The 21302-nt window shown below is 56.4% G+C and carries 22 protein-coding genes; 8 read left to right on the top strand and 14 right to left on the bottom strand.

The window, feature by feature from the left end; genetic code table 11:
* The first annotated feature begins 235 nt into the window (after positions 1–235).
* From ascF to M8Q36_RS11135, 4 genes are all read left to right on the top strand, one after another.
* Positions 236–1678 carry a PTS cellobiose/arbutin/salicin transporter subunit IIBC gene (gene ascF, locus M8Q36_RS11150; RefSeq protein WP_249880914.1) on the top strand — a complete coding sequence of 481 codons (1443 nt, stop codon included), beginning with the start codon at positions 236–238 and terminating at the stop codon, positions 1676–1678.
* A gap of 21 nt (positions 1679–1699) precedes the next feature.
* On the top strand, positions 1700–3124 hold the full coding sequence (locus tag M8Q36_RS11145; protein ID WP_249880913.1) for a 6-phospho-beta-glucosidase: 1425 nt from the start codon (positions 1700–1702) through the stop codon (positions 3122–3124).
* Positions 3125–3291: 167 nt separating this feature from the next.
* A complete protein-coding gene (locus M8Q36_RS11140; protein WP_020454945.1) occupies positions 3292–4185 on the top strand; it encodes an SDR family oxidoreductase in 894 nt (297 codons plus the stop codon).
* A 70-nt stretch (positions 4186–4255) separates the two neighbouring features.
* Positions 4256–6085 carry a glycoside hydrolase family 15 protein gene (locus tag M8Q36_RS11135; RefSeq protein ID WP_249880912.1) on the top strand — a complete coding sequence of 610 codons (1830 nt, stop codon included), beginning with the start codon at positions 4256–4258 and terminating at the stop codon, positions 6083–6085.
* Positions 6086–6151: 66 nt separating this feature from the next.
* Here M8Q36_RS11135 and M8Q36_RS11130 read toward each other — a convergent pair whose 3' ends face one another.
* From M8Q36_RS11130 to M8Q36_RS11100, 7 genes are all read right to left on the bottom strand, one after another.
* Positions 6152–7213 carry a bifunctional transcriptional activator/DNA repair enzyme AdaA gene (locus M8Q36_RS11130; protein ID WP_249880911.1) on the bottom strand — a complete coding sequence of 354 codons (1062 nt, stop codon included), beginning with the start codon at positions 7211–7213 and terminating at the stop codon, positions 6152–6154.
* Complete coding sequence (locus tag M8Q36_RS11125; RefSeq protein ID WP_249880910.1) at positions 7197–7964, bottom strand: isocitrate lyase/PEP mutase family protein; 768 nt, start codon at positions 7962–7964, stop codon at positions 7197–7199. The genes M8Q36_RS11130 and M8Q36_RS11125 overlap by 17 nt, the downstream gene beginning before the upstream one ends.
* A 258-nt stretch (positions 7965–8222) precedes the next feature.
* Positions 8223–8522, bottom strand: coding sequence for a helix-turn-helix domain-containing protein (locus M8Q36_RS11120; protein ID WP_017459287.1), 300 nt, complete (start codon positions 8520–8522; stop codon positions 8223–8225).
* Positions 8510–8872 (bottom strand): type II toxin-antitoxin system RelE/ParE family toxin, encoded by a 363-nt coding sequence (locus tag M8Q36_RS11115; protein ID WP_249880909.1) that lies wholly within the window; start codon positions 8870–8872, stop codon positions 8510–8512. The genes M8Q36_RS11120 and M8Q36_RS11115 overlap by 13 nt, the downstream gene beginning before the upstream one ends.
* Positions 8873–8978: 106 nt before the next feature.
* Entirely contained in the window at positions 8979–9686 is a 708-nt protein-coding gene (locus tag M8Q36_RS11110) for an ArsR/SmtB family transcription factor (RefSeq protein ID WP_249882757.1), read from the bottom strand.
* Positions 9683–10075, bottom strand: a complete 393-nt coding sequence (locus tag M8Q36_RS11105; RefSeq protein ID WP_249880908.1) for an amino acid-binding protein — start codon at positions 10073–10075, stop codon at positions 9683–9685. Before M8Q36_RS11105 ends, M8Q36_RS11110 begins: the two co-directional genes overlap by 4 nt.
* Before the next feature lies 1 nt (position 10076).
* Positions 10077–10391: an antibiotic biosynthesis monooxygenase family protein gene (locus tag M8Q36_RS11100; RefSeq protein ID WP_249880907.1), complete on the bottom strand. Its 315-nt coding sequence runs from the start codon at positions 10389–10391 to the stop codon at positions 10077–10079.
* 231 nt (positions 10392–10622) lie between these two features.
* Between M8Q36_RS11100 and M8Q36_RS11095 the strand changes: the two genes are divergently transcribed.
* Complete coding sequence (locus M8Q36_RS11095; RefSeq protein ID WP_249880906.1) at positions 10623–12482, top strand: beta-glucoside-specific PTS transporter subunit IIABC; 1860 nt, start codon at positions 10623–10625, stop codon at positions 12480–12482.
* A gap of 39 nt (positions 12483–12521) precedes the next feature.
* On the top strand, positions 12522–13526 hold the full coding sequence (locus M8Q36_RS11090) for a LacI family DNA-binding transcriptional regulator (protein ID WP_249880905.1): 1005 nt from the start codon (positions 12522–12524) through the stop codon (positions 13524–13526).
* A 16-nt stretch (positions 13527–13542) separates the two neighbouring features.
* Here M8Q36_RS11090 and M8Q36_RS11085 read toward each other — a convergent pair whose 3' ends face one another.
* Positions 13543–14406, bottom strand: coding sequence for an aldo/keto reductase family oxidoreductase (locus tag M8Q36_RS11085; protein ID WP_249880904.1), 864 nt, complete (start codon positions 14404–14406; stop codon positions 13543–13545).
* A gap of 97 nt (positions 14407–14503) precedes the next feature.
* Between M8Q36_RS11085 and M8Q36_RS11080 the strand changes: the two genes are divergently transcribed.
* Complete coding sequence (locus tag M8Q36_RS11080; RefSeq protein ID WP_249880903.1) at positions 14504–15424, top strand: LysR family transcriptional regulator; 921 nt, start codon at positions 14504–14506, stop codon at positions 15422–15424.
* 50 nt (positions 15425–15474) lie between these two features.
* A complete protein-coding gene (locus tag M8Q36_RS11075; RefSeq protein WP_020454959.1) occupies positions 15475–16431 on the top strand; it encodes a sensor domain-containing diguanylate cyclase in 957 nt (318 codons plus the stop codon).
* A gap of 36 nt (positions 16432–16467) precedes the next feature.
* Here M8Q36_RS11075 and hycI read toward each other — a convergent pair whose 3' ends face one another.
* The 6 genes from hycI to M8Q36_RS11045 are packed head-to-tail and all read right to left on the bottom strand — an operon-like array spanning position 16468 to position 21300.
* Positions 16468–16923, bottom strand: a complete 456-nt coding sequence (gene hycI / locus M8Q36_RS11070; RefSeq protein WP_249880902.1) for a hydrogenase maturation peptidase HycI — start codon at positions 16921–16923, stop codon at positions 16468–16470.
* A complete protein-coding gene (locus tag M8Q36_RS11065; RefSeq protein ID WP_249880901.1) occupies positions 16916–17326 on the bottom strand; it encodes a formate hydrogenlyase maturation HycH family protein in 411 nt (136 codons plus the stop codon). The genes hycI and M8Q36_RS11065 overlap by 8 nt, the downstream gene beginning before the upstream one ends.
* The gene (locus M8Q36_RS11060) at positions 17326–18090 is read right to left on the bottom strand and encodes an NADH-quinone oxidoreductase subunit B family protein (RefSeq protein ID WP_249880900.1); all 765 of its coding nucleotides are present in this window, start codon (positions 18088–18090) and stop codon (positions 17326–17328) included. Before M8Q36_RS11060 ends, M8Q36_RS11065 begins: the two co-directional genes overlap by 1 nt.
* On the bottom strand, positions 18090–18632 hold the full coding sequence (locus M8Q36_RS11055) for a formate hydrogenlyase complex iron-sulfur subunit (protein WP_249880899.1): 543 nt from the start codon (positions 18630–18632) through the stop codon (positions 18090–18092). The genes M8Q36_RS11060 and M8Q36_RS11055 overlap by 1 nt, the downstream gene beginning before the upstream one ends.
* A 16-nt stretch (positions 18633–18648) precedes the next feature.
* On the bottom strand, positions 18649–20361 hold the full coding sequence (gene hycE / locus M8Q36_RS11050; RefSeq protein ID WP_020454964.1) for a formate hydrogenlyase subunit HycE: 1713 nt from the start codon (positions 20359–20361) through the stop codon (positions 18649–18651).
* Between the two features lie 12 nt (positions 20362–20373).
* The gene (locus tag M8Q36_RS11045) at positions 20374–21300 is read right to left on the bottom strand and encodes a respiratory chain complex I subunit 1 family protein (protein WP_249882756.1); all 927 of its coding nucleotides are present in this window, start codon (positions 21298–21300) and stop codon (positions 20374–20376) included.
* Positions 21301–21302 lie beyond the last annotated feature (2 nt).

The following is a 21302-nucleotide window of genomic DNA, read 5'->3' as shown; positions in this document are numbered from 1 at the left end:
AAGTGTACTTCAGGCGTTGCGATGATGGGAACACCTAACCCCGACAGATGAACATTTCGCACCCACCCCATTAAGTGATCATCATCACGATTATAAAAATAACCCCTTTTTACGTATTGTTTCACACAATAAAACTCATCATGATTTTGTGGAACCGGTTACCTATTTCATGTTTCATGGCCGCAAAACTGCAGTGATGAAGCCGTACCTTATTGATAGAACAGGACAAATCTCCATGGCAAAGAATTATGCCGCGCTGGCCCACTCGGTGGTGAACGCGCTGGGCGGAGCCGATAATATCGCCGCCGTAACGCACTGCATGACGCGTCTGCGTTTTGTAGTGAAAGACGAAACCCGTATCGACGCGCCTACGCTTAAAAGCGTCAGCGGCGTTATGAGTGTGGTACGCAACGACAATCAGTGCCAGGTGATCATCGGCAACACGGTTTCCCAGGCGTTTCGCGAAGTGGTCAGCCTGCTGCCACAAGATATGCAGCCGGTTGAAGTACAGACGAAGCAAAAACTGACGTTGCGCCGCATCGGCGCGGGCATTCTGGATGCCTTAATCGGCACCATGTCGCCGCTAATCCCGGCGATCATCGGCGGGTCGATGGTTAAACTGTTGGCGATGGTGCTGGAGATGTCCGGCGCGCTGCCAAAAGGCTCCTCCACACTGACGATTTTGACGGTGATTGGCGATGGTGCTTTCTTCTTCCTGCCATTGATGGTGGCGGCCTCTGCGGCGGTGAAATTCAAAACCAATATGTCGCTGGCAATTGCCATCGCCGGGGTGCTGGTGCATCCGAGCTTTGTCGATCTGATGGCGAAAGCTGCACAGGGCGAGCACGTTGAGTTCGCGCTGATCCCGGTGACGGCAGTGAAATACACCTATACAGTGATCCCGGCGCTGGTGATGACCTGGTGCCTGTCGTATATCGAACGCTGGGTGGATCGTATTACACCGGCGGTGACGAAAAACTTCTTAAAACCAATGTTGATCGTGCTGATTGCCGCGCCGCTGGCGATTGTGCTGATTGGCCCGCTCGGTATCTGGATCGGTAGCGCGATTTCCGCGCTGGTCTACACCATTCACGGCTATCTCGGCTGGCTTTCCGTCGCCATTATGGGCGCTCTGTGGCCGCTGCTGGTAATGACCGGTATGCACCGTGTGTTCACCCCAACCATTATTCAAACCATCGCGGAAACCGGCAAAGAGGGCATGGTAATGCCGTCGGAAATCGGCGCGAACCTGTCGCTCGGCGGCTCTTCGCTGGCGGTAGCATGGAAAACCAAAAACCCGGAACTGCGTCAGACCGCCATGGCGGCAGCGGCTTCCGCGATCCTGGCCGGTATCTCTGAACCGGCGCTCTACGGTGTGGCGGTGCGCCTGAAACGCCCGCTGATTGCGAGTTTAATTAGTGGTTTTGTCTGCGGCGCGGTCGCCGGTATCGCCGGGCTTGCCAGCCACTCAATGGCGGCACCGGGGTTATTTACCAGCGTGCAGTTCTTCGATCCGGCTAACCCGATGTCCATTGTGTGGGTATTCGGCGTGATGGCGCTGGCGGTAGTGTTGTCATTTGTGTTGACGCTGCTGCTCGGGTTTGAAGATATTCCCGTAGAAACCAGTGACAAACCGCAAGCGGCCGAGCCGGCCACTGTAAAAGAAGTACGAGCCTGATTTAAGAAAGCGAGGTAACGCATGTCAGTATTTCCGCAAGGATTTTTATGGGGCGGCGCGCTTGCCGCAAACCAGTCGGAAGGGGGTTATCTGGAGGGCGGCAAAGGGCTGACCACCGTGGATATGATCCCGCACGGCGCAAACCGTCTGCCGGTGAAACTGGGACAGGAAAAACGCTTTACGCTGCGCGATGACGAATTCTACCCAAGCCACGAGGCGATCGATTTTTATCATCGCTATAAAGAAGATATCGCGCTGATGGCGGAGATGGGTTTTTCGGTGTTTCGTACCTCGATTGCCTGGAGCCGCCTGTATCCGAAAGGCGATGAGCTGACGCCGAACCCGGAAGGGATCGCCTTCTACCGCGCGGTGTTTGAAGAGTGCAAAAAGTACAATATCGAACCGCTGGTCACGCTGTGCCATTTCGATGTGCCGATGCATCTGGTCATCGAATATGGCTCATGGCGTAACCGCAAAATGGTGGAGTTTTTTACCCGTTACGCGCGCACCTGTTTTGAAGAATTTAACGGGCTGGTGAAATACTGGCTGACCTTCAACGAGATCAACATCATGTTGCACAGCCCGTTCTCCGGCGCGGGGCTGGTGTTCGAAGAGGGGGAAAATCAGGATCAGGTGAAATACCAGGCGGCGCACCATGAGCTGATTGCCAGCGCGCTGGCAACGAAAATCGCCCATGAAGTGAACCCGCAGAATCAGGTGGGCTGCATGCTGGCGGGCGGGAATTTCTACCCCTACTCCTGCAAACCGGCCGATGTGTGGACCGCACTGGAAAAAGATCGCGAAAACCTGTTCTTTATTGATGTGCAGGCGCGCGGCAGCTATCCGGCGTACTCCGCGCGCGTGTTCCGCGAAAAAGGCGTCACCATTGTCAAAGAAACCGGTGACGACGAAATCCTGAAGAACACCGTCGATTTTGTCTCCTTCAGTTATTACGCTTCGCGCTGTGCGTCGGCGGATATGAACGCCAACAACACCAGCGCCGCCAACATCGTGAAATCACTGCGCAACCCGCACATTGAGGTTAGCGAATGGGGCTGGGGTATCGATCCGCTGGGTCTGCGCATCACCATGAACATGATGTACGACCGCTACCAGAAACCACTGTTCCTGGTGGAAAACGGCCTGGGCGCGAAAGATGAACTGAAGGCCAATGGCGAAGTGGAAGATGATTACCGCATCAGCTACCTGCGCGAGCATATCCGCGCGATGGGCGACGCTATCGAAGATGGCATTCCGGTTATCGGTTACACCAGTTGGGGCTGTATCGATCTGGTGGCGGCATCAACCGGCGAAATGAGCAAACGCTACGGTTTTGTCTATGTTGACCGCGATGATGCCGGGAACGGCACGCTGGCACGCAGCCGTAAAAAATCGTTCTGGTGGTACAAGAAAGTGATCGCCAGTAACGGGGCCGATCTCGACTAAACCCTGCGCTACACAAGAGGGGCAACACCAACACATTTCGTCGTTGCCCCTCTTTTCCCCGCTGTTTACAGACTTTTCTCAATGCCGGTTTGCCGCATGATAGCGTGACAACGCTCACATCTATGCCAGGCTTAATGACGTGTACAACAACGTCTGAAGGAGAAAGCATGGCAGAGCAAAGCCCAAAAACCACGCTAGCACCGCACTATCCTACTCCTCCGTTTGTCGAACAACCGCAGCCCGCACCAGGTCTTGCCAGCAAAATGAAACCTGTGCCGGATCACGGTGAAACCAGTTACCGGGGTTCCGGGCGCTTAGCGGGCCGTAAGGCGCTGATTACCGGTGGCGACTCCGGCATTGGCCGGGCGGTCGCCATTGCTTATGCCCGCGAAGGCGCGGATGTGGCGATCAACTACTTGCCGGAAGAGGAATCCGACGCCGCCGAAGTGATCAAATTGATCGAAGCCGAAGGGCGAAAAGCCATCGCTATTCCGGGTGATATCCGTTCAGAGCAGTTTTGCCAGACGCTGGTTAAAGAGGCAGTCGCCAAACTTGGCGGGCTGGATATTCTGGTCAATAACGCCGGTCGTCAGCAGTTCAATGAGTCGATTCTGACCCTTTCGACCGAAGATTTTGACGCCACCTTTAAAACCAACGTCTATGCGATGTTCTGGATAACCAAAGCCGCAGTGGAGCATCTGCCGCGCGGTGCCAGCATTATCAACACCTCTTCGGTGCAGGCGTACCAGCCAAGCCCGATTTTGCTGGATTACGCGCAGACCAAAGCGGCGATTGTGGCATTCACCAAATCGCTGGCGCAGCAGCTTGGTGAAAAAGGCATCCGCGTCAATGCAGTGGCTCCAGGTCCATACTGGACACCGCTGCAGTCCAGCGGCGGTCAGCCACAAGAAAAAGTGCAGCAGTTCGGGGCCAGCGCGCCGCTGGGTCGCCCGGGTCAGCCCGTAGAAATTGCCCCGCTGTATGTCACCATGGCCTCGGCGGAAAGCAGCTACACCTCCGGGCAGGTTTGGTGTTCTGACGGGGGTACCGGCACGCTGTAATTCTCACTCCCGCTTCCACTCTTTATATGGCCGCCGTCTGGCGGCCATTTCTGGTAAGGATCGCAACACCGTGAAGAACACAATTTTTCACTCTCCTGTCCGGGAGGATGGCTTTGCCGAACCCGGCGATTACGCCGCGATTGGCGAAGGGCGCTCGGTCGCACTTATCGCCCCCGACGGGTCAATTGACTGGTGGTGCGCGCCGAACCTGGATTCCCCGCCGCTGTTTGATCGCCTGCTCGACCCGGAGATTGGCGGTTTTTTTCAGTTAGCGCCGCAGCACCCTTACACCGTAACGCGCTGCTACAGGCAGGACAGCAATGTGCTGGAAACCACCTTCACCACCGCCAGCGGCAAAGTATTACTCACCGAATCCATTAACAGTACGCTCGCCGGACGTTTGCCGTGGAGCGAGCTGGCGCGCCGGATTGAAGGTCTGGAAGGCGAAGTGGCTTTAACGCTGAAAGTGCGTTTCGGCACACGGGCAGAAACCTGTTCGCCGTGGATGAACAAAACAGCGCACGGCAACGTCTACCATATCGCCGATTTAATGGCGATGCTGCGCACCAGCGAAGAGGTCAACATCACCGATGCTGACGATGAGCAGGTTAATGGTCACATAACGGTTTCGGCGGGCCAGCGACGGTTAGTCGCCTTGCTGGTAACCGAGAAAGAGCCGCTGGCAGTACCGAGCCTCGAGGCAATCGACGCGCGTATTGAAACCAGCCATGCCGCCTGGTGCGACTGGAGTAAAAGCCTGAGCTATACAGGACGCTACGCAGAACATGTCGGGCGTTCCGCGCTGGCGCTGAAATTTCTCTGGTACTCGCCCACCGGCGCGCTTGCGGCGGCAGCGACCACCTCCATTCCTGAAGGTATTGGCGGTGAGAAAAACTACGACTATCGCTACGCGTGGATCCGCGATGCCTGCCTGATCATTAAAGCCTTTGCCTTTTTGGGCGCGCTGGAAGAGTGCAAAACCGCCTTCTCCTGGCTTTCAAAAACCATTATCCGCCACGGTGTCAGGCTGCAGGCCTGTTACACCCTCGAAGGGGATGAAGTGCCCTGTGAAACGTACCCGGCGCTGCGGGGCTACAAAAATTCACAGCCGGTGCGAGTGGGTAACAACGCGCGCGACCAGCTACAACTCAGCATGTACGGCGACATGCTGGCAACGGCTGAGCTGTTCGTAAAGGCGGGCCACGTGCTGGATCTCACCACCTCGCGGCTGCTGGGCGAGCTGGCAAACTGCTGCGCCGATCACTGGCGGCAAAAAGATTGCGGGATTTGGGAACTGCCCGAGCTGCAACATTATACTCACTCCAAGATGGCGTGCTGGCTGGCGCTGGATATGGCCGTGTTGATGGCGAAAGAGAAATACATTGAGCCAACGTGGGTCGGGCGCTGGCAGCGCGAGCGGGATCGCATCCGCGACTGGATCGAAACCCATTGCTGGTCAGAGCGCAAGCAGGCTTACCTCTTTTACCCCGATAGCGAAGAAAGGCTTGATGCCTCGCTGGCGCTGGTTTATCGCTATGGTCAACACGTTAACCCGCAGCGCATGCTTGCCACTTACCGGGCCATTGAAGAGGAGCTGGGTCACGGCGGCGCCCTGGTCTACCGCTACAGCGGCGTCGAAAAGGAAGAGAACACCTTTGTTGCCTGTTCGTTCTGGCTGGCGGCAGCCTGGGCGGCAATGGGCGAGATAACCAAAGCCGAAGCGGCAATGGAGGCGATCCTTAGCGCCCTTTGCGATAAAGGCAATGTCGAAACCTTTAATGAGATGTTCGATGTTCGCACCGGCAAGTGGAGCGGCAACCTGCCGCAGGGTTTAAGCCACCTGGCGCTGATTTGCGCCGCGCAGGCAATTACCGATCACGGCACATCATCCACACCATGAACCGGTATGAGCGCAAACGCGGCTGGCGATCTCTGCCCGCAACCCGATGAATTTCGGCCAAAGGGGTCAACAGCACGACCGCGTAAGGTGGTTTTTCTCATGGGCGATCAACCACGCTTTGCGCGCGATACCGCCACCGTAGCCGGTCATGGTGCCGTCTTTACCAATGATGCGGTGGCAAGGAATGACAATCGCCACCCGGTTCGCGCCATTGGCCGCCGCGACGGCACGTACCGCGGTGGGTTGTGCAAGGCATTCCGCCAGCGCCTGATAATGCGTGGTCTGGCCGTAAGGCACCGTTTGTAAGCCCTGCCAGACACGGCGTTGAAACGCGCTGCCGGGCAGATCCAGCGCCAGCGAAAACTGCTGGCGTTCGCCTGTGAAATATTCGCCAATCTCTTTTTCCGCCTGCCGGGTATGCGCGTTTTCCCCGGCGATAATGCGCGCTTTCAACAAGCGCTGTAAGTCGCTGAATTCGGTCTCCAGCATGCGTCTATCCACAAACTCCAGCAGGCAAACGCCCTGTTCCGTGGCGCAGACAAACATCGGGCCAATCGGTGTGGTGAAACGGTGGATCATGATCACCGGCTGCCCGACGCTCGGTGCCGCGCCAGTGAGTTTTTTACAGGTATAACCAAAGCCGCTGAGCGATTCATAACCGCTGTCAAAGGCAACATCGGTGGCGCTGCGCCCGCCTTTCAATTCCTGAAGTGCGACATTTACCCGCGACATGCGCTGAAAAGCCTGGAATGTGATGCCATGTTGCTGCAAAAACCAGCGTCGCACGCGCTCCGGGCTGATGCCCTGCTCACGCAGCAGCGTATCGCTGATGCGCATTTTCGGATTGGCGCGAACCAGCGCTAACGCCTGCTCAATAAAGGTCGGTGCCGAACAGGCATTTTCCGTTGGCCGACACACTTTACACGGGCGGAAACCGGCATCGAGCGCTGATTTTATTTCGCGGAAAAACACCACATTTTCCCGCTTTGGTTTACGCGCGCGACAGACGGAAATACAAAAAACCCCGGTGGTTTTGACGCCGACAAAAAAGAGGCCGGTGTATTCAGAAGCGCGATCGAGCAGCGCCTGATACCAGGTATCGCACTGCGCTTTATCCGTGATTTGCATGGTGGAAAACGCCCTCAAACGATTGCTGTGTCTGCACACTCAACAGTATGTTTTTCAGTGGCGTTTGTAACGCGGCATGAACAGCATTGCCCATCGAAATACGGCGCACGCCGAGCGTGGCCAGTTTGGCGAACCCCGCAAGCCCCGGTACACACATCACATTGAGCGGCAAAAGAATCTGTTGGGCGATGGCGGCAATATCCGCGTTTTGCATCACGCAGGGGACAAACAGACCGTCCGCGCCGTGTTGAGCATATAACTGCCCGCGATATAGCGTCTCTGCCAGCGCATTTTCCACGTTCAGTAAGAACGTATCGGTACGGATATTCAAAAACAACGGACACGGCAATTGCGCGCGGATTTCCCGTAACTGCCGGGCGAATTGCGTGGCGTCAACCAATTGCCGTTCGCCATTGACCACACGGCTATCTTTCAGATTGATGCCCACCACACCGAGCTTTATTAATTGTTGCAGGTTACCGGCAATGGCTTGCGCGGTTTGGCCATAACCGGCTTCCATATCCACGCTGAGCGGCAGGTCACAGGCGGCACGAATGCACTTCACCATAAACAGCAGTTCGGCAAACGGCATTTGTTCACCATCGTCATAACCGAGCATTGCAGCAATGGCGGCGCTGGAGGTACCCATCGCCTGATACCCGGCCTGCTTTGCCGCCCGCGCGCTGGCTGCGTCCCAGACATTGGCGAGCAGTAATGGTGTAGTTTGATGGTGAAAAGCGGTGAAATCCATGGTCGTCTCCAGGGCTGTTAAGTGGAGTCAGTGTGGCGTTTGCCGTCTACCCCTCACAACCGAAAATCGGACGACCATTTTTTATATATCGGGCAGGCGCTGTTTCACCGCTGGTAATCAATTTGCCCGATCCGGAGCGAAAATCATTGCCTCAGGCAGAGAGCGCATTTTTTCTCATAAAATCAGTGCGGTGTTGTGTGGGCCGGTTAAGGCACTAGCCGCCATCCGGCGGCGTATTCACGGTTTTTGGCATCAATATCAGATATGAAATGCAACGCGTTTGCCTGTCGGCAATGTAATGTCAATGCTTAGCTCACCGCCTAACGCAGAGACATAACGCTTGAGAGTAGAGAGACGGGGATCGTTGCCAGGCTGCTCTATCTTCGCCAGTGTCGGCTGTTTGACGCCCATGACTCCGGCAAGCTCGGTCTGGGAGATATTCAATTCTTCACGTAGCTGGCTCAATACAATGTTGCGGCGCAGCTCATCAACACGCTCTTCAATTCGCGCCTGGCTTTCAGGGCTGCGTTTCGCTAAAAGTTCATCTAAGGTTGCCACGTTAACTCCTTATTTCGCATATGATTTCTGAACTCTGCGTCGGCAATTTTTATCATCTCTTTATAAAACCGTTTCTCGTTAACGCCTGTCTTATCTCCGGCGCACAACACAATAGCCCGCCGCGTAGAATCGAACGCAAAAAAAGCGCGTACGGGAGAACCTGCATACTGGATCCTCAACTCTTTCATATTGCTATAGGTTAATCCTTTTATAGTATCGACATAAGGACGCCCAAGCTGCGGGCCAAACTCACTGAGGATCCTGAAAACCGCTAAAATCTCATCCTGCAATAGTTCTGGCTGGATGCTAAACCACACGTCAAAACGTTCCGTCGTAATCACTTGCCACATTGCCGTTCCCTCATAGCTTTTTTGCTATGAATGGAAATTATAGCCTGAAAGCTATGCAATCAACAAAAGTTTAACCATCCCTGAAGGCGTGTCGACAATTTTCTTTTCACCCTTTAATACCAAACACCCGAAAAAACGCAGTTTTTCCCTCTTCCGTTATCGTAACTTCGCGATAACCCGGGGTTCTGCGCAACCAGCCCTGTTGTTCAAAAGCAATCAGTAGCGCCGCGCCTGCATCGCCGCCGAGGTGAAAACGCCGTTCACTCCAGTCCAGACAGGCGCTACAGGGTTTGCGCCGGGTACGCGGATCGAGGGTAACGCCGATCTTCTCAAGGCTGCGTTTGCCTGAATCCGTAACCGCGCTGCCATCATCAGTGATCCAGCCTTCACGCTGCATAAACGCATACACATCAACGGCTATCTCACCGGCAAGATGGTCATAACAAGTGCGCGCCTGACGCAGCGCCAGCGGCGTGCGGGTGACAGGTGCCTGCACACCGCGCATGGATACGCTCATCATCGTTTCCAGCAGCGCGGCGACATCGCTGCCTGCCAGCCGGTAGTAGCGGTGCCGCCCCTGTGAAACGCAGACCAGCAGACCGCTGGCGAGCAGTTTTGCCAGATGTGCGCTGGCCGTTGACGCGGCAATATCCACCACCGCGCTCAACTCGGTCGCGGTCCACGCCCGCCCGTCCATCAGCGCGCAGAGCATTTTCGCCCGGGAAGGCTCCGCCATCGCGCTGGCAAGGCCAGAGAGCGTCTCCTCCAGCAGATGCGGTTGTTCCTGCGCTTTGCGTAGTTCATTGCCAGTCATAGCGGTTGTACGTCCCATCGTTGTGTTACCTCGCGCGCCAGCGGATCGTTATCGGTGAGCAGGATCAACCGGTTGTCATGATCGCTGTATTGCACAAGGATATTGATATTATGTTGCGCGATCGTGCGGGCAATTTCGCCCAACTCGCCAGGACGCTCCTGTTTAAGTTTGCGAATAACCGGCGGCGTCACGGCATGCACACATAAACCGGCAGCGGTTAACACTTCCCGGGCGCGCTCGCCGTCGGTCACCAGAAAGTGCGCATGACATTGATCGCCTGCGGTAAACCCACCGCCCCCTTCCAGCCCGACACCATGCTTACCGAGCGTTTCGCCAAGCCGTGCCAGTTCGCCCGGCGCATTATTCAGGATAACGTGAATATCGTACATATTATGGCTTCTCCGGGGTTGATGCGTAATCGCGAAAAACCGTGGCAACACGGATGCGGTAGGACGAAAAAATGGTTTCCCTCCCTTCGCGCTGCGCCGCCTGATGCAGAACGTTGCTTTTCCAGGCGTGCACTGATGCTTCATCGCGCCACCATGACAGTGACAATATCTTCCCCTCACGGCTCAGGCTCTGAAAACGTTCGATAGCGATAAACCCGTCGATGTCTGCCAGTATCGGCTTGAGTTCAGCGGCTAATTGCAGGTAACGCGCCTGCTTACCTGCGGCGATATCGGCTTCAAAAAGTACGGCGATCATAACGTGGCTCCTCATCAATAATGAGCCGCCAGTGTTGCGCAGATGCCGAGCCCACGCTTCGTCCCCTGACGAAATATGGCTGTTGATCTCCTCTCCCTAATACAAACCGAGAAGTGATTTGGCTCGCAGATCTCCATGAAACCGGTTGCGGGCGAAGTTGACCAGGTTAGCATGAAACCGGTTTCACGCAGTTACACAGACTCAGTTTCCGATAATAAAAGGTAAATAAAAATGGCCGTTATCAGGGATTACAATAAGTTAGCGAGTGATATCCTTCGCGAGGTCGGCGGTGAAGAGAACATCAGTAATTTCTCCCGCTGCGCCACGCGTCTGCGCCTGGTATTGAATCAAACGCCTGACACGGCTAAAGCCAACATCCAAAGCCTGCCGGGCGTAATAGCGGTAGTAGAAAGCGGCGGGCAATTTCAGGTGGTGATTGGCACCCATGTCGCCGATGTGTTTAATGCGTTGAGCGGCATGGTGAAAGAGAAAGACGGCAACGCAGCACAGCCGAAAACCCGCTGGCTGGATGCGGTGATCGCCACCATGTCGGCGGTGTTCGCGCCGATTGTCTATATTCTTGCCGCCGCCGGGATCTTACAGGGCATACTGATCCTGCTCGGCCTTGCCGATGCGCAGATCAAAACTTCCGGCACCTTTGCGGTGCTGAACTTTATGTCATGGACGCCGTTTGCTTTCCTGCCGGTGTTTATCGCCATCACGGCTGCTCGCCATTTTAAATGTAACCCTTTTATCGCCGTGCTCTGTTGCTGCGCGTTAATCAACCCGGAGTGGACGGCAATGGCCGGGAAAATCGCCAGCGGCAGTGAAGTGAAATTCCTCTTTTTCCCGCTGGCGGAAACGGTTTATACCTCGTCGGTGTTGCCGCCGTTGTTCCTCGTCTGGGCGCTGTCGTGGTTTGAACGTCGCGTTGAAAAATGGCTGCCTGAAGTGGTGAGCCCATTGTTTACCCCGCTGCTCTGCTTCGTAGTCATTGTGCCGCTGACGTTGATTGTGATTGGCCCGATCACCAGTTGGGCTGCGCTGGGCGTCGCGCACGGTTATAACACGCTGTTCCACGCCGCACCGGCACTGGCGGCAGCGATTATCGGCGGTGTCTGGCAGGTGATTGTAATTTTTGGCGTGCACTGGGGCATTACGCCGGTGATCATGGCCAACTTCGATACTCAGGGCTATGACTCTTTCCAGGCGTATCAAACCATTGCGGTAATTGGTCAGATGGCGGCGGTATTCGGCGTGTTTATTAAAAGCCGCAACAAACAGTTGAAGGCAACTTCGCTGTCGGCGGGCGTGACGGCGATTTTCGGCATTACCGAACCGGCGATTTATGGCGTGACGCTGCGCTTTAAAAAACCATTTATCTGCGGCTGTATTGGCGGCGCGATTGGCGCAGTCGTCGCCAGCATGTTTGGCAGCCTCTACTATGCTTATGCCGCACTGCCGGGTCTGTTCACGCTGGTCAACGCGATCAGCCCGGATGCGCCAATGTCGTTTATTGGCGAACTGGTGGGCGCGGGCACCGCGATTGTGCTAACCATTGTGATGGTGCAGTTTGTCGGGTTTGACGATCCGGTTGAAGCAGCGGTTTCTGATGAGAAAAACGCGGCGCTGACTGTCGGCTCCCTGCAAATGCTGAGCCCCATCAAAGGTGAAATTATTGCGCTGGAAAGCGTCGCGGATGAAGCCTTTGCCGGAAAAGTGCTGGGCGATGGCGTCGCCATCATCCCGCACGAAGGTAAAGTTGTCGCCCCTTGTGATGCACAGGTCGCAACATTGATCGACTCTCATCACGCCATTGGCCTGATATGTGATAATGGCGCGGAATTACTGATTCATGTTGGGCTTAACACCGTTAATCTTCAGGGACAATATTTTACGCCGCTGGTCAAAGAGGGCGACCGGGTTAGCGCCGGAACACCGCTGCTGGCCTTTGATAAAGAACACATTGAGCAGGCAGGTTATGATTTGACCACGCCGGTGCTGGTGGTCAACAGCGAGGAGTTTACGCTCACTCGCCATCAGTCGCGGGGCGCTGTCAGCGCGGGAGTTCCGCTGATGTCGCTGGCCTGAAACTAGCCGCCGCAATAATAACAACAGTGAGGTTGAACGATGGTAACGATACTGGATGTCGCCAGGCTGGCTGGCGTCTCCAAAGCGACAGTATCGCGCGCGCTAAACGGCAAAGTTTTTGTCCGTGAGGAAGTGAAAGCCCGCATTATGCAGGCGATTGCCGAAACGGGTTATCGCCCCAATCAGCTGGCGCGCAATCTTGCCAACAATAAAACCAACTCTGTCGGGCTGGTCATCACCAACGGGCTGTATAACGGCCCGTTTTTCTCCAGCATGATTTACCACGCGGCAACCAACAGCGAGCAGCACGGCCGCCAGTTGGTGCTGGCGGACGGAAAACACAGCGCGCAGGAAGAGCGCGACGCCATCGATCTGCTGCTGTCGCTGCGCTGTGAAGCGATCATGATCTACCCCAAATACCTGTCGGTCGCCGAACTCGATGAGATCATCGAACGCAACCCGACGCCAATCGTGGTGATCAACCGGGAACTTATCCGCCACCGCAACCAGTGCGTGTTTGTCGATCACCAGCAAAGCTGTGAAACAATGATGGAATACCTGTTAGCACAGGGGCATACGCGCATTGCATTTGTTGCCGGTTCTGACGCCTCCCCCACCGGCGAGAGCCGTTTAGCCGGTTATCGTCATGCACTACGCAACGCCGGGATCGAACCCGACCCGCAACTGCTGGTGCGCGGTAGCTGGAGCACCGACAGCGGTTATGAGGCGGGGCGCGAACTGCTGGCGCGCAATGTGCCGTTTACCTGCGTGCTGGCCGGGAACGACGATATGGCGATTGGCGTGGCGAAAGCCTGTTATGAAGCGGGTTTACGGCTGCCGCAGGATGTGTCGCTGGCCGGGTTTGACGATTCGGTTATCGGCAAATATTACAACCCGTCACTGACCACCATCCATGTTCCGATGGAGGAGATGATCCGTAACGCCATTGAGATGGTTCTGATGCCAGAGGCGACTGCCATTAGCGCTCATCGGGGCGAGCTGGTGTGCCGTGAGTCGGTGATTGCGCCTAAAGCTGCCCGGTAAACCGGGCAGTTTCTGATCACGCCTGCGCGATAGCGTCGAGTTTCGCCAGCGCATCCGGCGGCAAGGTGAGTTGCGCGCTGGCGAGATTTTCCTGTAAATGTTTCGGTGACGACGTGCCGGGGATCAGCAGGATATTCGGCGAGCGCTGCAACAGCCAGGCCAGCGCCACTTGCATCGGCGTGGCACCAAGCGTAGTCGCGACTTCATTCAACTCGCCTGACTGCAACGGCGTAAAGCCGCCGAGCGGGAAGAACGGCACATAAGCGATCCCCTGCGCATTCAACGCATCAATCAGCGCGTCGTCATGGCGGTTCGCCACGTTATAGAGGTTCTGCACGCAGACAATCGGCGTCATTTTCTGCGCATCCGCCACCTGTTTCGCCGTCACGTTGCTCAGGCCAATATGGCGAATCAGCCCACGCTCTTTCAGCTTAATCAGTGCCTCCAGCGGCGCTTCAAGCGGCCCCTCTTCCGGCCCATGCACGCCGAACATGGCGCGCAGGTTCACCACTTCCATCGCCTCAAGGCCGAGGTTTCGCAGGTTATCCTCAACGGCCTGCGTTAACTCTTCAGCGCTGAATGCGGGCAGCCAGTTGGCTTTATCATCACGGCGCGCGCCGACTTTGGTGACAATGCACAGATCATCCGGGTACGGATGCAGTGCCTGCTTAATCAATTTATTGGTGACATGCGGGCCGTAAAAATCGCTGGTGTCGATATGGTTCACGCCTGCGGCAATCACATCGCGTAGCACCTGCAACGCTTTCGCTTCATCAGCGGGCGGCCCAAAGACGCCGGGACCCGCCAGTTGCATGGCACCGTAACCCAGGCGACCAACCTGGCGGTCACCCAGGCGAAAGGTAAGTGAAGGTTGAGACATGGAGTACCTCCTGTGCATTAAGTAAACAGATTGTAGGAGTATCGTTGCTGTGCAACAATCCGCTGAAATTAATACACACTGTACGGTTAACCGAACAATGAAGCTGGACTTCGCCCTGCTGAACGCCATTGTGGCGGTCGCTAACGCCGGAGGCTTTCGCGAAGCCGCACGCGTGACCGGCACCAACCCTTCCCGCCTGAGTGATGCGGTGCGCCGCGCTGAACAGCAGCTCGGCGTGCGCCTGTTTAACCGCACCACCCGCACCGTGGCGCTAACCGATGCGGGTAAAGCGCTGATGGAGCGACTGCAACCGGCGATGAGCGAAGTGGACGCGGCGCTCGATGCCATTAACCGTTACCGCTCAACCCCCAGCGGTACGCTGCGCCTGAACGTGCCGGTCAGCGCTGCCCGGCTGGTGTTGCCCGCCATCGTACCCGCCTTTCTGACGCACTATCCGGATATCCAGCTGGAAATCGTTGCCGAAAGTAACGTGCAGGATGTCTTTCGCGATAGCTGTGACGCGGGCATCCGCTATGACGAATGTCTGGAGCAGGATATGGTCGCGCTGCCCATCGGCCCGCGTCGCCAGCGTTTTGTCGCCGCCGCCTCGCCCCATTACCTGCAACAACATGGCATACCGCAACATCCACGCGATCTGATTGCCCACAACTGCATTCGTGGCCGCTACGCCAGCGGCGTAATGCCGGAGTGGGAGTTTGAGCGCGACGGCGAAGCGTTGCGCGTTCAGGTCAACGGCGCTTTAGTGGTTAGCGTCGGCGCGGCAATGGATCTGGCCGTGCAAGCCGCTATTGCCGGAAGCGGCATTATTTATCTGTTTGAAGAGTGGCTGCGCTTGCCGATTGAACGCGGCGAGCTAATACCGGTGCTGGAACCCTGGTGGCTGTCGTTTAACGGCCCGTATCTCTATTACAACTCCCGGCGGCTAATTCCTGCGCCTTTACAGGCGTTTATCGATTTTGTGCGCGCACAGGCAACCTACGGATATATAACGCAATGATCAGAAGAACTGTCTACACTTGAGGAAACAGAACAGAGCGAGGATGAGCTATGATCTTTCCGGCCATGCCAGTCAATGAAATCGAGCGGCTGAAGTCGCTATATATGATGGATTTGCTTGATAAAAAGGATGATGAGCGCTTTGACCGGTTAACCCGTACAGCGAAGACCACCTTTGACGTACCCATCGCGGTCATCAGCCTGCTCGATCGCGATCGTCAGTGGTTACTGTCGCGCAGCGGTGTCGATACTCACGAAACGCCGCGCAATCTCTCCTTTTGCGCACACGCCATCCTCGAAGAGGGGACTTTCATTGTGAAAGATACCCTCGCCGATCCGCGTTTTGCCGATAACCCGTTTGTCATTGGTGAGCCCTGGGTGCGCTTTTACGCTGGCTGCCCGGTGCGCCTGCCGGACGGGGCAATTGCCGGGACGATTTGTATTATCGACACTTACCCGCGCCCGTTCTCCAGTGCAGAAATCAACACCCTGCTCGACTTCGCCGCCATCGTGGAAGATGAGTTTTTGATCCTCAGTATGGCGATGACCGACAGCCTGACCGGGATGCCAAACAGCCGTGGTTTTTACCGCACCGGCGAGAAGCGCTTTGCCTGGCTAAAAGAGCATAAAAAACCCTTCAGCCTGCTCTATTTCAGCATTGATAATCTGAAAGCCATCAATGAGTTGCTGGGCAGCAAAGAGGGCGATGAGGTGGTAAAAATCTTCGCCAGCAACCTGACAAAATGTATTAAAGAACAGGATATCGCCGCGCGTCTGGGCGGCGGGGAGTTTGCGGTGCTGCTGGGAAATCTCGCCGTGAATGACGTGGATGCGTTTTTGTTCGATCTGCAATCGCGGATGGACGCCATCGATCATCTGTCCGGTAAGAATTACCACATCAACTATTCGCACGGCATTATCGAAAACGGCGGCAGTCGATACGCCACGCTGCGCGATATGCTGGAAGACTGCGACAAAGTGATGTACGCGGAAAAGCGTCGTCGTTAGTCGTTAAATAACTGCGCCGGACAACCGGCGCACCGTTTACAAATTGTCGAACCCGCCGTTACCTTCCCAGCCCGCCAGCCGCTGGTAGATACATTCCACCGCCGCTTTTACCGGCGGCGTCATCGGGTAGTAAAACCCGACAATATCCGGCTGAATGCCAAGAAAAATCACCTCGCCGGTATCCTCTTTCAACTGATCAATCAGATAGTTGAGCGGCATATTGTGGGTGGTCATCAGGAACATTTCGGCAATGTCATCCGGGTCCACCACGCGGATATCGCCGGGGTTGAGCCCCATATCGGTCGCATCGACAATCAGCAGCCGCGAGGGTTTCAGTTCGCGAATCGCCACCACATCGTTTTCCGGCGCGCTGCCACCGTCAATCACCTGCCAGTTACCCTGCGGGTTTTCGGCGCACATTTGCGCCAGCAACGGGCCAGCGCCATCATCGCCCATCATACTGTTGCCGACACACAGCAATACGTCAGTCACGTAATCTCCTCACCATTAAATAGATGGCGCTTTCCTGATGGATATCATGCAGCATCGATAGCAGCGCTTTGCTCCAGGCAAGCTGCTGCGCATTTTGCCGTGCCTGCGCCCGATCAAAGGCGTTTGCCAGCAGCATCACGTGCGTGCTGCCGATAACAATTTCGCCGTAGCGCGGCACGCCTTCCATTTTGCGCCGCGCTTCGCTGCCTGCCTCCAGCGTGGCGATCCACGCCAGGTAATCCTCCCACGGGCAGGAGAGCGCCGTTTCCAGGCAGTCGATCACCCCCAAATGGTGGCCGATAGCCAGGCTGTAATAAACCACTTGCTGCGCCTGTGCGGGTGTAGCGTCGTTCTCGTCGATAAATTTACGCCGCAACTGGCTAAAGACCACCGATTCGCCCATCAGATTTTCGCCTCCTGCACCACCTGGTTCAGATGGCTGACAATCTCGGTCAGGCGCGGATCGTTTTCCTGTGCCAGCCAGTTCACCACTTCATGTTCACCGACACTGCGCAAACGCATATAGTCATCGGCAATCTGGCGGCCGTAGCGGTAACCCGCCAGCCGACGCGCGGTGCGATCCACTTTCACGCGCAGGGGTTGCACCATCGTCGGGTGCAAAATCTCGGCCGGCTGGTCGTCCTGTTCACCGGGCAGGCGAGCGTGGATTTTCTGCTCCAGCAAGCCCAGCGCCATGGCAAAACCATACAACGTGGCAGCGGGCGTTGGCGGACAGCCGGGAATATAGACATCCACCGGCACAATTTTGTCGGTGCCGCCCCACACGCAGTACAGGTCGTGGAAGATACCACCGCTGTTGCCGCACGCGCCGTAGGAGATACAGATTTTGGGATCCGGCGCAGATTGCCAGGCGCGCAGCGCAGGCGAGCGCATGGCGCGGGTTACCGCGCCGGTGAACAGCAGAATGTCGGCATGGCGCGGTGACGGAACCACTTTGATACCGAAGCGTTCTGCGTCAAACAGCGGTGAAAGTGTGGCAAAAATCTCGATTTCGCAGCCGTTGCAACCGCCACAATCCACGCGGTAGACATAGGCGGATCGTTTGATCTTATTCAGCAGCGAGGCTTTCATGCTGGCGATGGACTCCTCCACCGTCATCGGTACCGGAATACCGTCCGCATCGCGCGGACCTAACAGCTGGCTCATTAGCTGGCCTCTCTCATATGGCGGGTCAATTCAATCCGGTCGGACGGCACCAGACACTTCTGGCGCTTACACTCCGGGCAGGTTTCAAAACTTTCACGATGCAGTTCTGCCCGGCTATCGCCGTTATGCGCCAGCAGCGCAATGGCGTAGTCGATCTCTTTTTGCACCGCGAATGGTCGGGCACATTCGCGGCACTGGCACAGTTCAAAGCGCGACTGTTGCAGGAAATCGGCTTTGTTCCACACCGCCAGTTCATACTCCTGCGAAAGCGTGATGGCAGCCGTCGGGCACACTTCTTCGCAACGGGCGCAGAAGATGCAGCGCCCCAGGTTGAACTGCCATGCCAGCTCGCCGGTGGCCAGTTCGGTCTCCACCGATAGCGCATTCGACGGGCAGGCATTGACGCACGCCGCGCAGCCAATGCACTGCTGCGGGTTGTGCTGCGGTTTGCCGCGAAAGTTTTTGTCGACCGGCATTGGCGACAGCGGGTAATCGCTGGTTGCCGTGCCGGTTTTGATCACTTTTTTGATAAAGGTAAACATCGCTACCGTTCTCCCCTCACGATTTCAACGGCGAGTTCTTACGCTCAACCCCATAACGCTCCAGCTCTTTGTAAGCCACGACCTTGCTTTTCTTCTTGCGCACATCCACCACTGTCATGCGGTCGGTGCAGGAGTAGCAGGGGTCGAGGCTGCCGATGATCAGCGGGGCGTCGGAAACCGTGTTACCGCGCAGCATATAGCGCAGCGTCGGCCAGTTGGCGTACGTCGCCGCACGGCAGCGCCAGCGATAAAGTTTCTGGTTATCACCGGTCATGCTCCAGTGGATGTCATCCCCGCGCGGCGCTTCAGAGAAACCGAGCGCGAAGCGGTGCGGAATGTAGGTAAAGCCTTCCACCATCAGCGGACCGCCAGGCAGGTTGTCGAGACCGTAATCGATCATATTGAGCGCGGTCAGTACTTCATTGATGCGTACTTTCAGGCGTGAAATTACATCGCAGCCCTGTTCGGTGTGCACAGTCATCGGCAGCAGGCCGTAACCGACAAACGGGTGATCGGCGCGGGTATCGCGAGCGTGTCCGCTGGCGCGCACCATCGGGCCGACGTTACTGAAATCGCGGGCGATTTGCGGGTCAAGGCGACCAATGCCCACGGTGCGCTGTTCAATGTTCGGCGTGCTCATCAGCACATCGACCAGTTCAGTCACATCACGACGCATCTGCTGCGCTAACTGGCGAGTCTGGATCATGTCCTCTTTCAACATGTCGCGACGGATACCGCCAATCAGGTTCAGACCGTAGGTTTTACGCGCCCCGGTGAGGATTTCCGCCATCTTCATGGAGGCTTCGCGCACGCGGAAAAACTGCATAAACCCGGAATCAAAGCCGACAAAGTGACAGGCCAGCCCGAGGTTGAGCAAGTGCGAATGCAGGCGTTCCACTTCGAGCAAAATGGCACGGATCATCTGCGCGCGTTCCGGCACGACAATGCCCATCGCGTTTTCAACCGAAGTGGTATAGGCCGTGCTGTGGGCAAAGCCGCAGATGCCGCAGACGCGATCGGAAAGAAACGTGACTTCGTTGTAACCCATGCGGGTTTCCGCCAGTTTCTCCATGCCTCGATGGACGTAAAACATGCGGTAGTCGGCATCGACAATATTCTCGCCGTCAACAAACAGGCGGAAATGACCCGGTTCGTCGGAAGTCACATGCAGCGGGCCAATCGGCACCACATTGTTTTTCTTATCGCCCAGCTCATTAATAAACTCGTAGGTTTCCGCATCGGTAGTCGGTGCAGGACGCTGGCGATAGTCCATGCTGTCTTTACGCAGCGGGTAGAGTTCATCCGGCCAGTCATCCGGCAGCACCAGGCGGCGCTCATCTGGCAGACCCACCGGGATCAAGCCGTACATATCGCGCACTTCGCGCTCGCCCCACACCGCTGCCGGTACGCGCGGCGTTACGGACGGATATTCCGCTTTCAGCGCATCCACTTCCACGCGCACCGTGATCCAGCACTTCACGCCCTGCTCCATCGACAGCACGTAATAAACAGCAAAATGGCCGTTCAGCTTACGTTCATCGTTACCAAACAGGACAGAAAGCCAGCCGCCCTGCTGGTAGTAAAGGTACTCCACGACTTCCGGCAGGTAGTTCACTTTGACGGTAACCGTTATCTGGTCTTTGGTCTGCCACGCTTCATCCAGCACCACGCCAGGAAATTTCTCGTGCAGGGCGGCAAGATAGTGTTGACCGATTTTTTCTTCAGACATGCTCAAACTCTCTTAATACGTCGCCAGCAAGGAGACGAAGGCTAAAAAGGCGACGCCGAAACCGGCCCAGGTCACGCGCGATGTGGCGACAAAACGCAAACGCGCCATGCTGTTCTCAAACAGAGCGATAATCAGCACGCCAGCAACCAGTTTCACCACGGCGATCGCCAGCGCCAGCAGCAGACCAGCGGCGCTAAAAGTGGTCATTTGCCCCCAGGGCAGAAACACGCCAACAAACAGTTGCAGCACCACCAGTTGTTTCAGGCTGATGCCCCACTTCATCACGGCAAAACCGCTGCCGCTGTACTCAGACAGCGGCCCTTCCTGCAACTCCTGCTCCGCTTCCGCGAGATCAAACGGCAGTTTGCCCATTTCGATAAAGGTGGCGAACGCGCAGGCGCACAGCGCCAGGAACAGAGGAATGCTGCGCGAGAGCGGCCAGTGATAAACGGTATTGGTGATGTGGCTAATGTGTGTCGAGCCAGCAACCAGCGCCGCCACCCACAGACCAAGCAGCAAAATCGGCTCGACCAGCACGCCGAGCATCGCTTCGCGGCTCGCACCAAGGCCGGTAAACGGGCTGCCGGTATCAAGCCCGGCGATGGCAAAGAAAAAGCGGGCAATGGCGAACAGGTAAATCAGCGTGATCAGGTCGCCAAGTTCCGGCAGCGGCGAAGCAATCGTCACCACCGGTAACGCCATCGCAACGGTCAGCATGACGCCCACCATCACAAACGGCGTCAGGCGAAATACCCAGCCAGACGCCGCCGGAGCAATACTTTGCCGCCCCAGTAGTTTCAGCAGATCGCGGTATTCCTGCAGCACGCCCGGCCCGCGCCGGTTGTGCAACCGGGCACGCGCCACGCGGCTGATGCCGGAAAGCAGCGGCGCTGCGGCAAACAACACCAGCGCCTGTAGTAAAGCAAACAGAAAACTCATCA

The organism is Kosakonia sp. R1.Fl, from assembly GCF_023516815.1.
Classification (GTDB): domain Bacteria; phylum Pseudomonadota; class Gammaproteobacteria; order Enterobacterales; family Enterobacteriaceae; genus Kosakonia.
This window is presented reverse-complemented; position numbering and strand designations above follow the sequence as displayed.